Raw genomic sequence first — 13,886 nt, forward strand, 5'->3', positions numbered from 1 at the left:
GAGATACGCGGGTGGGGTCGGCTGCGGTGAGGGGTGGTGGGCCCTAGTCCAGTTCGAGGACGCGGGCGTGGAGTACCTGGCGTTGTTGGAGGGCCGCGCGGACCGCGCGGTGGAGGCCGTCCTCCAGGTACAGATCGCCCTGCCACTTCACCACGTGCGCGAAGAGGTCGCCGTAGAAGGTGGAGTCCTCGGCGAGGAGGGTCTCCAGGTCCAGTTGCCCCTTGGTCGTCACGAGCTGATCGAGGCGGACCGGGCGCGGCGCGACGTCCGCCCACTGCCGGGTGCTTTCCCGGCCGTGGTCGGGGTACGGCCGGCCGTTTCCGATGCGCTTGAAGATCACACGGAAAGCCTACCGGTCGAGACGTTCCGGGCGCAGCCATGGCGACGGAGTGCGACCCCGGAAAAGGCGCCGCGAAGTGGGTCAAAAGGGTCATTCTGGTGGGGGTTCGGTGGGGATCGTGGGTGCTCGTCGGGGTTCTTTCGGGGGCGCGCAGAGTCCGCCGGGGCTTCTCCGGGGCTTCGCCGGGATGTCGTGCGGTCTTCGGCCGGGCGGTGGGGGTGCGGAGCGGGTGAACGCCCTGAAGCTCAGCGGATCCAGGGCGCTTCACCGTGCTCGGGTGTGTCGATCAGCTGTGGTTCGGGTCCCGTCGCGGACGCTCGTCCCGGTCCGGGGTGCGAGGGAGTTCGGGCAGCCGTTCGGTTTCAGGCTTGGGGGTGCTGCGTACGGCCTCTGCCTGGAGGAGCGCGCGAAGGACCGTGTAGGGGTCTGCGGGCATGGGGGTTCTCCTGTCCTGTGCTGATGGTGGTCGACGGTGCGCGTGAGCTGGGGCTCTCTCAGCAGCGCAGGACCACGGAGCGCAGGGCGTGCAGGGCGGACGGGGGCCGGGGCCAGGGTGGGGCGGGGAGGCAGCGGCGGCCGTGCCGGGGCGTCGGTGCGGGGAGGGGGGACACGGACGAGGGGGAGCGCGGTGGGGCCACCGGGCGAGGGGCGTGTCGGCCCTGGGGGCGGGGGGCGTTCCCGAGGAGGTCGCCCTCGGTTATGGAGAGTTCGCTCGACGCCGTGGCTGGGAGGAGGGCGGCGGCGTGGGTGGCGGCGTGAGCGCTGGGGACCAGGAGCGCGACGGTCAGCGCGAGCACCCGCAGCCAGGTTCTGCGCCGGGCGTACCGCCTTGCTCGGACACGGGGGGTGTCCGTGGGGCGGGAGCGGGCGACGGGGTGCACGGGGGATGTTTTCCCGGGACGTGGGTGCGCGTGTCGGGTGGGGCGCGAGATCCGCTCACTCGGCGTACGCGATGCCTCCGAAGGGAGGCCGTGCCCCGAGGGAAGGCCCCGGGGTGAGGTTCCGAAGGGTGGCCCCCGGCCCCGGGTCGGGGCCGGGGGCCCGGGGGTGCCCTTCTGTGTGGCGCGCGGTGTTACTTGCCGGCGGTCTTCGCGGCCTTCGCCGCTTTGGCCGCTGCCTTCATCTCCTGTTTGTGGGCGCGGACCTTCGCCAGGGACTCGGGTCCCTTGATGTCGGCGACGGAGCGGAAGGAGTCGGGGTCGCCGTAGGAGCCGGCGGCTTCGCGCCAGCCGGTGGGCTGGACGCCGAGTTGCTTGCCGAGGAGGGCCAGGAAGATCTGGGCCTTCTGGTGGCCGAAGCCGGGGAGGGATTCGAGGCGGGAGAGGAGTTCCTCGCCGGTCGTCACGTCCTGCCAGACCGCGCTCGCGTCCCCGTCGTAGTGCTCGACGAGGTACTGGCACAGCTGCTGGATCCGCTTCGCCATGGAGCCCGGATAACGGTGGACCGCCGGTTTGGTGGAGAGCACCGCGACGAAGGACTCCGGGTCGGCCGCCGCGATCTCGTGGGCGTCCAGGTCGGTCGCGTCGAGGCGTCGGGCGATGGTCCACGGGCCCTTGAACGCCCACTCCATCGGTACTTGCTGGTCCAGCAGCATGCCGACCAGCGCGGCGAGGGGACTGCGGCCGAGGAGGTCGTCCGCCTCTGGGTCCTGGGCGAGGTGCAGGGTGACGTTCATGCCCCGATGATCGCCCGCCGACCGGCCGGCCGCAGCCCGGTGCCGTCACGGGCGCCAGTAGCCCAGGGCGTGTACGCGGTGCTTCGGCAGGCCCAGTTCCTTGCGGAAGTACGCCGCCAGGGATCGCGTGGTCGCCGTGTCGCAGGCGATCCAGACGTACGGGGCGGGGGTGCCGGCGAGGAGGGCGGGGGCGTCCGCCTTCACCTGGGTGATCAGACGCGCGCCGGCGTCCTGGCGGGGGACCGGGCGGAAGTCGTGGTGGGAGGGGTCGAGACGGAGAGGGAGTCCGCCCGCGCCGGGGACGGGAAGGAGGGCGGGGGCTGCCTCTCGGTCCCGGACCCCGGCGGCGATTTTCGTGCCGCCGGGGACAGGAGTGTCGGCTCCGTGCCCGACCTCGACCGTGGACGCGGCTGTGTCCGGCGACCCGGCCTCGACCCCAGCCGCCGTTCCCGCCGCAGACCCACCCCTCGCCTCGGTTTTCGCCCCCGCCGCCTCCTCGGACTCCGCCTCCGCTTCCACCTCCGCCCGCGTCTCGAACCAGATCGTCGTCGGGGTGGAGGGGAGGGCGGTGAGGAGGGAGTTGATGGCGGGGAGGGAGGCCGGGTCGCCGACGGCGAGGATGTGGGAGGCGGTGGGGTCGGGGTCGGTGAAGCCGGTGCCGTGGACGGTGGCCTCGATGGTGTCCCCCGGCTTCGCGGCACGGGCCCAGTCGCTGGCGTGGCCCTCGTGCAGAGCGAACTCCAGGCTGAAGGTGCCGGCGGCCGGGTCGGGGTCGACCAGTGTGTACGCCCGCTGGTGCGGTTTGCCGGCGGCCTCGAACCAGAGGCGGACCCACATCGTCGGGTGGACGCCCGTCGCCGCGAGCATGCCGCCGTCGGTGAGGTGGACCCGGCGGTAGTGCTCGGTGACCTGTTCCGCACCGGTGACCGTGAAGACGAAGTCCTTCCCACGGAGCAGTTTGAGGACCGCCCCCTCCCAACCGTGCCCCTGCCCCATGGCTTCTGCGCCCTTCACGTACGCTTTGATCACAGATTGCTTAGGTGAGGCTAACCTAAATCACAGGCGGGATACAGGGATGCGGGACATCGACGGTGCGCGGGGACGGGCTCGGGGGAGCGATTCGAGCCATGTGGGGTATGGGATTTTCCGTGACGCCTGGGGCATTCCGCACCTGCGCGCCGCCGACGCCCGTGCCCTCGCCCACGCCCAGGGCCGGGTGACCGCCCTCGACCGGGCCTGGCAGCTGGAGGTCGAACGCCACCGCGTCCAGGGCACCTCGGCCGCCTTCCTGGGTGGGGGCTCCCTCGGCTGGGACCGGTTCGCGAGACGGGCTCGTCTGGAGGACACGGCGCGAAGATGCTTCGCCCGGCTGGAGAGCACGGACCCGGAGAGCGCCGACTGGGTCCGCGCGTACGTGGAGGGCGTGAACGACGGACTCGTCGAGGGCGGTCGGCGCGCGCCGGAGTTCGGTCGCGTCGGGCTCGCGCCCGGGCGCTGGGAGGCCTGGCACCCCCTCGGGGTCTGGCTCGCCACGCACATCCTGTTCGCCGGGTTCCCCGCCAAGCTCTGGCGCGAGGAGGCCGTACGGCATTTCGGAGCCGACGTGATCGGGCTCTTCGCCACCGACGGGCCCGCCACCTCCGGCAGCAACGGCTGGCTCGTCGACGGGTCCCGGACGACCACCGGGCAGGCCGTCATCGCCGGTGACCCGCACCGGTTCATCGAGGAGCCCGGGGTCTACCAGCAGATCCACCTCTCCTGCCCCGAGTTCGACGTCGTCGGTCTCGCCGTCCCCGGCATGCCCGGCATCGCCCACTTCGGTCACACCGGCGACGTGGCCTGGGCCATCACCAACGCCATGGCCGACTACCAGGACCTGTACCGGGAGCGGCTGCGGGACGGGGACGGGGACGCGGGCGTCGTCGAGGCGCTCGATCCCGATGGGGTGTGGCGGCCCGCGCACAGGCATGTGGAGGTCATCGAGGTCGCGGGTGGGGAGCCCGTCGAGGTCGAGGTGATCGAGACCGCTCGGGGACCGGTCGTCATCGGCGGCCTCGACACCGCAGCCCCGGCCGACGACATCGCCCCGGCCGACACCGCCGCACCGGTCGGTCCCCTCAGCCTCCGGTATCCGCCCCGGGTCACCGAGGACCTCGGGATCGGGGCGCTGCTGCCGCTCCTCCGGGCCCGTGAAGTCGCCGACGTGGACCGGGCGTTCGACCGGTGGGCCGAGCCGGTGAACGTCGTACAGGCCGCGGACACGCGGGGCGGGGTCCTGCACCGTGTGGCGGGTCGGGTTCCGGTGCGGAGCCGGGACAACCGCACGCGGGTCGTCGCGGCCTGGGAGCCGGGGCACGAGTGGGAGGGGTGGCACGAGACGCCGTACGGCTCGTTCGAGGACGGTGTCGCGGTGATGGCCAACCAGCGTGGTCCGGCGACCCCGTTGGGCGTCGAGTTCGCCCCGCCGCACCGCGCGGAACGGATCCGCGCGCTGCTGGACGAGAAGCGGGTGTGGACCGCGGCGGACATGCCCACGATCCACATGGACACCCATCTGGCCTCCGCCGGACCCCTGTTGGAGACGGTGGCCGCCGTCTCGGCGTGGGGATCGGCGTGGGGATCGGAGGGGGGATCGGTGGGGGGACCGAATCCCCTCACCCCGGCCGCGGCCGCGCTCTGCGAGCGGCTGTCGCGCTGGGACCGGCGGATGGAGGCCGACAGCGTCGACGCGGCGGAGTACGCGGCGCTGCGGGGGGCCGTCGTACGACGGCTCGCCGCGGAGCCCGCCTTCGCGGCGCTCGCGGTGCCGCCGACGTATCCCGAGGTCTTTCGACCGTGGTTGTCGCTCACCGTACGGATCGGGTTCGCGCTCGAACATCTGCTCAGGGCCGAGGAGTTGTACGGGATCGACCGGGTCGCTCTGGTGCGGGAGGCGCTGGAGGAGGTCGCCGGCCGCGAGTCGGGACGCTGGGGCGACAGCCACCGGCTCGTGCCGTGGCGCGCGCTCCCGGACGCCGGCACGGACCCCGGCATGGGCGACGGCACGGGCGACGGTACGGACGAGGGTACGGACGAGGGCCCCGGTGACGGCACCGACGGACGGGCGCACCTCGCCACCGAGCCGGGGCTCGCCGGTGACCACGACTGTGTGCTCTGCACCTCCGCCGTCCCCGGCATCACCGACCTCAGCGCCCGTGGGCCCGCCGCCCGGTACGTGTGGGATCTCGCCCGGCGTGAGGACAGCCTCTGGGTGGTGCCGTTCGGGGCGTCCGGGGTCGGCGGGTCCGCCCACCACCGCGACCAGCTGCCCCTGTGGCTCAGGGGTGATCTCGTACCGGTCGTCACCGACTGGGACCGGTTCACCAGGGACGACGACACCGACCGCAACAGCAGCGAGGAGAAGCGCCATGACCGTTGAGGAGAAGCCGTACGCCGATCGTGCGGCCGTTCATGAGCAGGTGGTGGACGGGTTCGGGGCCGTGCGGATCCTGCCGTTGGACGCCGGGGCCGATGCCGCGGTGGTGCATGGCTGGGTGCGGGAGCCGAGGGCCGCGTTCTGGGGCATGAACGGGCTCACGGAGGAGCAGGTGCGGGAGGTCTACGAGGGCATGGACGCCTTCGACACGCACCACGCCTATCTCGCGGTGCGCGACGGCGAGCCCGTCGGGCTGTTGCAGACGTACGAGCCGGAGGCCGACCGGGTCGGCGAGTGCTACGACGTCGAGCCGGGGGACATCGGCGTCCACGTCCTGCTGGCGCCCGCCGGGGACGGGGGAGCGCGGCCGGGGTGGTCGGCCTCGGTGCTGGCGGCCTTCACGGCGTACGCGTTCGTCGGGCTGGACCGGCGGCGGGTCGTCGTCGATCCGGACGAGCGGAACGAGAAGGCGATCGCGCGGTTCGCCCGCCAGGGGTTCGAGGCCGGGCCGGTCGTCGTGCTGCCGGAGATCGATCTGCCGGAGGTGTATCTGCCCGAGAAGCGTGCCCGGTTGGCTTTCCTGCGGCGGGAGACCGTGTTCGGTCAATAGTTCGGGTGACGGGCGTAGCCTCGGGCGGATGACTCCCGAAGACCTCATAGCGCACTACGAGTTGGAGCCCATACCGCGCGAGGGCGGACGTTTCCGTCAGACGTGGGCCGGGCCCGAGCGGGGCGACGGGCGGCCCGAGGGGACCGCGATCGTCGCCCTGCTCACCACCGAGCCCGGCGACTACTCCGCCCTGCACCGGCTGCCCGGCGACGAGATCTGGCACTTCCACCTCGGCGATCCGCTCCGGATGCTGCTGCTCCTCCCGGACGGGTCCTCGCGGACCGTCGTCCTCGGGCCGGACGTGCTCGGCGGACAGCACGTGCAGTACGTCGTGCCCGCGGGGACCTGGATGGGGGCGCGGGTGCTGGGCGGTCGTGAAGCCGGTGCCGGTGCCGGTGCCGGTGCCGGCGAGGGCGGTGGTGGCGGGGGCTGGACGTTGTTCGGGTGCACGATGGCGCCGGGGTTCACCTTCGAGGGGTACGAGCACGGGGACGCGGCGGAGCTGGCCCGGCTGTACCCGGAGCGGGCCGCCGAGATAGGGGAGCTGGGGCGGGCGTAGGGGCGAGGGCCGGCAGCCCGGCGGGACGGGGCCCAGGGGGCGGAAGGGCGAGGGCGGCGGACAGGGGGGGCGGAGAGACGGGGGCGGCGGGACGTGGCCCGGGGACGGAGGGGCGGATCGCGTTGAACGCGGCGTTCGTGGTGTGCGTACCTGTTCGAGGAGTCCGAGAGCCGGCGACCGTGGATCCGGAGCACTACGTGGACCGAGGCAGGTACAGCGACCCAGTCGACGGCGGGACCGGGGGCTGGGACGAAGGCAGAGTTCGAACCCGTGATCGGGTCGAGGCGCGCGGCCGGGACAGAGGCGCGCGGCGCCAGCCGGGAGCCGGCGGGTGGGGGCGAGCGGTCCGGCGTCTGGTGCTGCTGGGGGCCGTGCTGCTCCTGAGTCTCCTCGGCGGGACGGGTACCGCGTCCGCGCACGCCGCGCTCACGGGCAGCGATCCCGCCGACGGAAGCGTCCTCGACACCGCTCCCCGGGACGTCACCCTCCGCTTCACCGAGTCGGTGAGCCTCCTGGAGGACTCCATCCGCGTCGTCGACCCCGAGAACCGGGCGGTCGACACGGGCAGGCCCGGGCGCGCGGGCGGCCGGGCCGACACGGCTCGGGTCACCCTCCCCACCGGCCTCGGCGACGGCACGTACACGATCGCCTGGCGGGTGGTCTCGGCCGACAGCCACCCCATCTCGGGTGCCCTGATCTTCTCCGTCGGCGAGCCCTCCGCGACCGCCGCGGTCCTCCCGGCCGACCTCACCGAGGACCCCCTCACCGCCTCCCTCTACGACATCACCCGCTACTTCGCGTACGGCGCCCTCGCCCTGCTCATCGGCGTGACCTTCTTCCTGGCGGTCGTGCTCGGCGGGCCCAGCGAGGTGCTGCGCAAGCTGCTGCTGGCCGGCTGGCTGGCCCTGCTGCTGGCCTCGGCGGTCCTGCTGCTGCTCCGAGGACCGTACGAGCGGGGCAGCGGGATCGGGGCGGCCCTCGACCTCTCCGTCCTGCGCGACACGCTGGGCAGCCGGCCGGGGCTCGCGCTGTTGGCCCGGCTGGGTCTGCTCGCATCGGCCGCCGTGCTCCTGGTACGCGTGCGCCCCCAGGGGGAGCGGCAGGAGTGGGGGAAGGGCGCGCTCGTCTGCGGGGCGCTGCTCTCCCTCGGTCTCGCCGGGACGTGGGCGGCCGCCGAGCACGCCTCCGCCGGCATCCAGGTGCCGGTCGCGATGACCTCCTCGGTGCTGCACCTGCTCGCCATGGCGGTCTGGCTGGGCGGGCTGACCGCGCTGCTGACCGTCCTGTACCGGGCGCCGAGGACCCTGACGGCCGCCGTGGTCGACCGGTTCTCCCGGCTCGCGTTCGCCTCGGTCGTCGTCCTCGTCGTCACGGGCGTCTACCAGTCCTGGCGCGGCCTCGGCTCCTGGTCCGCCTTCACGTCCACGGCGTACGGGGAGGTCCTCGTCGCCAAGCTGGTCGCGGTGCTGCTCCTGCTGGCGGCGGCGGCGTTCTCACGGCGTTGGACGGGGCGGCTGGGGGCGGCCGAGCGGGCCGGGGCTAGGGCCGGGGCCGGTGAGCCGGCGGCCGAGTCGGGTGGGTCGGTGGGGGCGGCCGTACCGGCGGGGGTGACCGTCTCGGCGGCTGTGGCGGTGCCGGCGCGGGTGCCCGAGCGAGTGGGGGCCGCCGAGGCCGACGCCTCCTCCGACTCCTCCGACTCCTCGAGCTCTTCCGGTGCCGCCGAGGCCGACGCCTCCTCCGACTCCTCCGACTCCTCCGACTCTTCGAGCTCTTCCGGTGCCGCCGATTCCTCCGGCGTCCCAAGCTCCTCCGGTGCCCCCGACTCCTCCGGCCCCACCGATGGCTCCGGGCCCACCGACGCCTCCGCCTCACCGGAGGACGAGGACGACGCCCCCGGCGACATGCCTCGGCAAGCGCTGCGGCGTTCCGTGCTCGCGGAGTTCACCGTCGCGGTCGTCGTGCTGGTGATCACCACCGTGCTGACGGGGACCCTGCCGGGCCGGGCGGCGGCGGAGATCGCCGAGGAGAGCGCGGGTCAGGCGGCGGGCGGGGTCACGGCCTCCTCGTCGGTGGTCCCCTTCGACGTCGGCACCCCGAACGGTCACGGCAAGGTCCAGATCGACCTCGGTCCGGGGCGGGTGGGCAAGAACTCCGTGCAGGCGGTGGTCTTCGGCCCCGACGACGGCATCGCCACCGTCCCGGAACTGCGTCTCACGTTCACCCTGAAGTCCCAGAAGATCGGCCCGATCGACGCGAAGCTCACCGATCGCGGCGGCTACTGGGCCACCGACACCCTCCAGCTCCCCCTGCCCGGCAAGTGGACGATGAAGCTCACGGTCCGCACGACGGACATCGACCAGGTCACGGTGGAGAAGTCGGTACGGGTGAGCTAGGGCGGAGCCAGGGCCCGTCCGACCGGCCGGGTCAGCTCGTGCCGAGGACCCGCCGCATCGTCTCCGCCGCCCGCACGGCCGCGTCGGCGCAGCAGTTGTTGAAGAGGACGTGCAGCTCGTCGACCTGGTCGGCGGCCTCCCGCAACCGCGGTGCCCACGCGGCGAGTTCGGACTCGGAGTAGGCGTACCGGAAGCGGTCCTCCTTGCTGCCGGTGCCCCAGGCGGGGCTGCGGCCGTGGAACCGTACGACGGCGAGCTCCGGCGAGGTGACGGGGGCGAGGGGCGGCAGGGAGGACTCCAGGCCCTGGGCCATGTCGACCCCGACGGCGACGAAGCCGAGCCGGGCCAGTAACGCCGCCGTACGGTCGGCCTGTTCGCCCCGCCACCACGCCGGGTGCCGGAACTCGACCGAGACGGGCCAGCCGGCCGTACGGGCCGCGCACTCCTCCAGCACCTTCTCCGCCCCGCGCCCCACCGCTCCGTCCGTCCCGTCCGCGCTCTCCGCCCGCCCTCCCGGCGCGAACCACGGGGGGAACTGGAACAGGACCGCGCCCAGTCGACCCGCCGTCCGCAACGGCTCGACGGCGTGGGCGAACCGCTCCCAGACCCGGTCCAGCACGTCGGCGGGGGCCCCGCGGCGCAGGGCCCCCGTGCCGAAGGACTCCCGCAGATCGGCGGGGAGGGCCGCCGGGCGGGTCGGGTGGCCGGTGAGGAGGGAGAACGCCTTGACGTCGAAACGGAATCCGGGGGGTGTCCGCTCGGCCCACAGCAGGCTGTTGCGGCGGCTGGGCAGGGCGTAGTAGCCGGAGTCCACCTCGACGACGGGGAACTGGTCGGCGTAGTAACGGAGTCGGGGTTCGGCGTCGCGGTGGCCGCGTGGATACCAGCCGCTGGCCAGCAGTGCGCGGTCGGTCCAGGAGCAGGTTCCGACGAGTACATCACCCATGGGGTGCCGGTTACCCGGAATCGGCTACGCGTCCCGGTCGTGCAGCGGCGCGCCGCAGAGGGACGTGGACGGGCGGCCGTCCACGCCGACCGGCGGGTCCCCGGCCACCATCACCCGGTGCATGATGCGCGGGAAGTCCAGGTGGGCCGTGTCGTTCGGGGCGAGGTGGACGGTGGCGCGGTTGTCCCAGAGGGCCACCGACCCCGGCTCCCAGCGGAAGCGGACCGTGTACTCGGGGCGGGTGATCTGCTCGACGAACAGTTCGAGGAGGAGCCGGCTCTCGGCCCGGGTGACGTCGACGATGTTCTCGACGTAGTACGGGTTGACGTACAGGATCCGCTCGCCGGTCTCGGGGTGGACGCGGACGACCGGGTGGACGGAGGCGACCTGGTGGTCCTGGAGATGGCGGAGGTAGGGGTCGGGGCCGGAACGCGCGAGGTACCCGACGCCGAGCCGGTGCTCGGCGCGCAGCCCGTCGGCGAACCGGCGCACCGGCTCGGACAGGCCCGCGTAGGCGGCCGCGAGGTCGGCCCAGGTGGTGTCGCCGCCGTACGGGGGCACGCGCTCGGCGCGCAGCAGGGTCAGGGCGGGCGGGTCGATGCGCGCGGTGTGGTCGGCGTGCCAGCCCCGGAGGGTGGAGTGGCGGCGGCGCTCCAGCCACTCGGCCTGGTCCATGCCGTGCTTGCGGCCCAGCTCCTGACGGTCGGCGGTCGTCTCGATCTCGGGGTGCCCGGCGGGCGAGACCGAGCCCCGCGACCGCAGCCGGATCGGCTCCCCGAAGCGGCGCGCGAACGCGATCTGCCCGGCGTGGTCCAGCCGCTGCCCCCGGAAGAACACGACCTTCCAGCGGAGCAGCGCCGCCCGGACGGCGGCGACCGTCCCGTCGTCGAGCGGGGTGGCGAGATCGACGCCGTGGATGTCGGCGCCGATGTACCCGGAGGCCGGCCGTACGTCCAGGCCGCCCGCGCGCCCCGCCGAGGACCTGTTCGTGTCGATGCTCACGTGGCCCGGTCTTCCCACGGCGCCGCCCGCGCATGCGGACCGGCCGGGACGTGTCCTGATCCGCCTCTCCGCCATCGGAGTTCGCCCGGTGTCGTAGCGCCCTCCGCCCCGCCCCGTGCTGCGAAACTGTCAACGCACTGTACGCGGCAGGAAGTTGACGTCATGACGGACAAGCTCACGGTAAGCGTCCTGGGTACCGGCATCATGGGGGCCGCGATGGCCCGCAACCTCGTCCGCGCCGGTCATGCCGTACGGGTGTGGAACCGCACCCGTGAGAAGGCCGAGCCGCTCGCCGCCGACGGGGCGCGGGTCGCCGGGAGCCCGGCCGAGGCCGTACGGGGTGCCGATGTGGTGCTCACGGTGCTGTACGACGGGGCGGCGGCCCGGGAGGTCATGCGTGAGGCGGTGCCCGCGCTGAGCCCCGGCACGGCCTGGGTCCAGTCCACCACCGCGGGCCTGGAGGACGTCGCCGGCCTGGCCGAGCTGGCCCGCGAACACGGACTGGTCTTCTACGACGCCCCGGTCCTCGGCACCCGGCAGCCCGCGGAGGCGGGGCAGCTGACGGTGCTGGCTGCGGGGCCGGTCGAGGGGCGGGGGACGGTGACACCCGTCTTCGACGCCGTCGGCGTCCGTACGGTGTGGACCGGCGAGGACGGCGCGGCGGGCACCGCGACCCGGCTCAAGCTGGTGGCCAACAGCTGGGTGCTGGCCGCCACCAACGCGGCCGGGGAGGTCCTGGCGCTGTCCAAGGCCCTCGGCGTCGACCCGCGGTCCTTCTTCGAGATCATCGAGGGCGGCCCGCTCGACATGGGCTATCTGCGCGCCAAGTCCGCGCTCGTCCTGGACGGCCGGCTCTCCCCGGCGTCCTTCGCGGTCTCCACCGCCGCCAAGGACGCCCGGCTGATCGTCGAGGCCGGGCAGCGGTACGGCGTACGCCTCGACGTGGCCGCCGCCGGCGCCGACCGCCTGGCCCGCGCCGCCGCCCAGGGCCATGCCGACGAGGACATGGCCGCCGCGTACTTCGCCAGCTTCGAGGAGGGAACGGACGAGTGAGGGCCGTGGGCGGGTGAGGGAGCGGACGAGTGAGCGCCGTGGGCGGGTGAGGGAGCGGACGGGCGGGGGTGGGCGGGTGAGCGGGCGGGCGAGGGCGGCAGGGGCGCCGTGAATCCGGCCCGCGCCTTGCGCTCTGCGGTCGGCGTCCTACGGCCTGGGTTCTGGGGCCCGCGTCCTGCGTCCTGCGGCCCCCCAGTCGAGGTGACCGTCGGAGTCAACGCGGCACGGGAGTACCAACCTCGTGCGAAGCGCGCTGCGGCCCGGAAGGGGACCGGGCGCCGCGCGGCTATGGCGCCCGGCGCCCGGCCGATGGTCGGCACCGTCCAGGAGGCCGTCCCCGAGCACGCCCGCGAGATCCTGGCCGATGCGGCATGGTCCGCGCTGCGAGCCCGGTTGGCCGAGGTCGAGAAGGCGGGCGACGATCCGGCCGATGTGCTGGCAACGGTTGCTGCCCGAAGGGAATTGAACTCTGCGGACTCGGTTGCCGAGGTGCTTACATGGCGCCTGGACGGATGGCGACGGCAGCGCAGTTCGGCGGCCACCGCCTCCGGGAACAGCACGAATGCCGTGCCCGCTGGTGGCATCGGGCGAACTGGACCGGCCCGTAAGCAGGGGGAGCCCTCGCCGACACGGCGGCCGCCGGGCGAGGAGCAGCAGCGCAAGGGCCCGAAGCGGGGCCGTTAACGAGGGGAGAGCGTCATATGACATCACCGACACCAGAGGACCGCGCAAGCGAGGCGTTCAGGGAGTCCGCTGCTGAGGCGGTGCAGACCGCGGTCATGGCGGCGCGCTTGGTGATGGCCATTGCGGACGCCGCGCGGCGGCACCAGCAGCGCAGGCAGAAGGGGAAGGAAGAGGACCTGCCGACCGCCGAGGAGTCGGTGGGTGGCGTCGGCGAGGCCGTCAAGCGGCTGCTCCCTCTCGACATCTCCGCGGCGCTGATGGGGGAGGCGGACTGGCCGCAGCTCGCACAGCAGTTGATGGCGCTGCGTCAGGCGGGCGTCGACCTGGACCAGGTCCTGCCGCACGTCGGTGAGATCGCGGTGAACGTGCGTGACCAGGTCGCGGCGAAGGCGCAGGGGGCGGTCAGCGATGAGTGGGTGCGGGCAGTGCGAGAGACGCTGCCTGCCGGTTCCCTGCGCGAGGCGATCCTGACATCTCCGGCCTGGCCGGAGATGGCGGCGACGATGGCCCGGTTGGAGGAGAAGGGCGTCAACGTGCGCGAGGTCCTGGCGGCCGCGCACAACGAGGTCCTAGCCGTCGAGCAGATGGTGGCGGAGGGGTTGGGGGGTACCGCTGAACCGGCGGTGAGCCGGGACGCCCAACTTTCGTACGGGCCGTTGACGACCGGGCTGGACGTCCCGCGGGATCTCAACCTCTCCGACCGTGAGCGGGCTTTGTCCAAGCAGCTGGCCATCTCGCCGCAGGACAACGAGCGGTATATCCGTTGGGTGCGCGAGGCGATGCCAGGGCACGAACGGGAGGCGGACCTGTTGGTGGCGCACCGTCAGTGGCCGTTGGTCGCTGGCCGGATGGCGCAGATGGAGACCGATCGCAGGCCGGTGCGCGAGCATCTGGCCCGTCTGGCCAACGACACGTCCTGGCAGGAAGTGTCGGGCGCACAGCTCGGGGCGCGGCTGGTCCAGGCCGCCGGTGACGCACTGGACCGTCCGGCCGGGGACACGTCGGCGGAGTCTCGGGTGAAGGTGAACACCACGGCGGCGAGGGCGACGTCGACGAGCCTGGACCCTACTAAGGCGGCGAAGGCCGCGACGCCGACGGAGGCCGGGGTGGCCGCACACCGCCAGCCCGTTTCCGCCCCGACGCGGGGCAAGTCGAAGTAGTCGCAGCCTCTTCGTACGCGTGTGCCGCAGGCCCGGCCGGGCCTGCGGC

Annotated in this window: 14 protein-coding genes; 7 read left to right on the forward strand and 7 right to left on the reverse strand. The window is 73.4% G+C overall.

The genetic code is table 11. The features are described from left to right. Positions 1 to 43: 43 nt before the first annotated feature. From ACZ52C_RS12490 to ACZ52C_RS12510, 5 genes are all read right to left on the reverse strand, one after another. Positions 44 to 340 carry a type II toxin-antitoxin system VapB family antitoxin gene (locus tag ACZ52C_RS12490; RefSeq protein WP_003999914.1) on the reverse strand — a complete coding sequence of 99 codons (297 nt, stop codon included), beginning with the start codon at positions 338 to 340 and terminating at the stop codon, positions 44 to 46. Between the two features lie 286 nt (positions 341 to 626). Next, a complete protein-coding gene (locus tag ACZ52C_RS12495; protein ID WP_469074658.1) occupies positions 627 to 776 on the reverse strand; it encodes a hypothetical protein in 150 nt (49 codons plus the stop codon). A 58-nt stretch (positions 777 to 834) separates the two neighbouring features. Continuing rightward, entirely contained in the window at positions 835 to 1,221 is a 387-nt protein-coding gene (locus ACZ52C_RS12500) for a hypothetical protein (RefSeq protein ID WP_469074659.1), read from the reverse strand. Between the two features lie 191 nt (positions 1,222 to 1,412). Next, positions 1,413 to 2,015, reverse strand: a complete 603-nt coding sequence (locus ACZ52C_RS12505; RefSeq protein WP_469074660.1) for an HhH-GPD-type base excision DNA repair protein — start codon at positions 2,013 to 2,015, stop codon at positions 1,413 to 1,415. A 45-nt stretch (positions 2,016 to 2,060) separates the two neighbouring features. Further along, positions 2,061 to 3,029 carry a siderophore-interacting protein gene (locus ACZ52C_RS12510; RefSeq protein WP_469074661.1) on the reverse strand — a complete coding sequence of 323 codons (969 nt, stop codon included), beginning with the start codon at positions 3,027 to 3,029 and terminating at the stop codon, positions 2,061 to 2,063. Between the two features lie 115 nt (positions 3,030 to 3,144). Here ACZ52C_RS12510 and ACZ52C_RS12515 point away from each other — a divergent pair, with 115 nt between their 5' ends. The 4 genes from ACZ52C_RS12515 to ACZ52C_RS12530 all read left to right on the forward strand — a co-directional run bounded on the left by ACZ52C_RS12515 (position 3,145) and on the right by ACZ52C_RS12530 (position 8,992). Further along, entirely contained in the window at positions 3,145 to 5,433 is a 2,289-nt protein-coding gene (locus ACZ52C_RS12515; protein WP_469074662.1) for a penicillin acylase family protein, read from the forward strand. Next, positions 5,423 to 6,040 (forward strand): GNAT family N-acetyltransferase, encoded by a 618-nt coding sequence (locus tag ACZ52C_RS12520; RefSeq protein WP_469074663.1) that lies wholly within the window; start codon positions 5,423 to 5,425, stop codon positions 6,038 to 6,040. Before ACZ52C_RS12515 ends, ACZ52C_RS12520 begins: the two co-directional genes overlap by 11 nt. 28 nt (positions 6,041 to 6,068) lie before the next feature. Continuing rightward, complete coding sequence (locus tag ACZ52C_RS12525) at positions 6,069 to 6,599, forward strand: cupin domain-containing protein (protein ID WP_469074664.1); 531 nt, start codon at positions 6,069 to 6,071, stop codon at positions 6,597 to 6,599. 197 nt (positions 6,600 to 6,796) lie between these two features. Then, positions 6,797 to 8,992 (forward strand): copper resistance CopC/CopD family protein, encoded by a 2,196-nt coding sequence (locus tag ACZ52C_RS12530; protein ID WP_469074665.1) that lies wholly within the window; start codon positions 6,797 to 6,799, stop codon positions 8,990 to 8,992. 31 nt (positions 8,993 to 9,023) lie between these two features. On the opposite strand, the gene ACZ52C_RS12535 is transcribed toward ACZ52C_RS12530, so the two are convergent. Next, positions 9,024 to 9,938 (reverse strand): DUF72 domain-containing protein, encoded by a 915-nt coding sequence (locus ACZ52C_RS12535; RefSeq protein WP_469074666.1) that lies wholly within the window; start codon positions 9,936 to 9,938, stop codon positions 9,024 to 9,026. 24 nt (positions 9,939 to 9,962) lie between these two features. Beyond that, positions 9,963 to 10,940 carry a TauD/TfdA dioxygenase family protein gene (locus tag ACZ52C_RS12540; RefSeq protein ID WP_469074667.1) on the reverse strand — a complete coding sequence of 326 codons (978 nt, stop codon included), beginning with the start codon at positions 10,938 to 10,940 and terminating at the stop codon, positions 9,963 to 9,965. Positions 10,941 to 11,102: 162 nt separating this feature from the next. Here ACZ52C_RS12540 and ACZ52C_RS12545 point away from each other — a divergent pair, with 162 nt between their 5' ends. The 3 genes from ACZ52C_RS12545 (at position 11,103) to ACZ52C_RS12555 (ending at position 13,837) form a co-directional block, all read left to right on the forward strand. Beyond that, complete coding sequence (locus ACZ52C_RS12545; protein ID WP_469074668.1) at positions 11,103 to 11,993, forward strand: NAD(P)-dependent oxidoreductase; 891 nt, start codon at positions 11,103 to 11,105, stop codon at positions 11,991 to 11,993. Between the two features lie 309 nt (positions 11,994 to 12,302). Then, complete coding sequence (locus ACZ52C_RS12550) at positions 12,303 to 12,677, forward strand: hypothetical protein (RefSeq protein ID WP_469074669.1); 375 nt, start codon at positions 12,303 to 12,305, stop codon at positions 12,675 to 12,677. An 80-nt stretch (positions 12,678 to 12,757) separates the two neighbouring features. Continuing rightward, positions 12,758 to 13,837, forward strand: a complete 1,080-nt coding sequence (locus ACZ52C_RS12555) for a hypothetical protein (protein ID WP_469074670.1) — start codon at positions 12,758 to 12,760, stop codon at positions 13,835 to 13,837. The last annotated feature ends 49 nt before the right edge of the window (positions 13,838 to 13,886 follow it).

Source organism: Streptomyces sp. NPDC034049 (assembly GCF_055575575.1).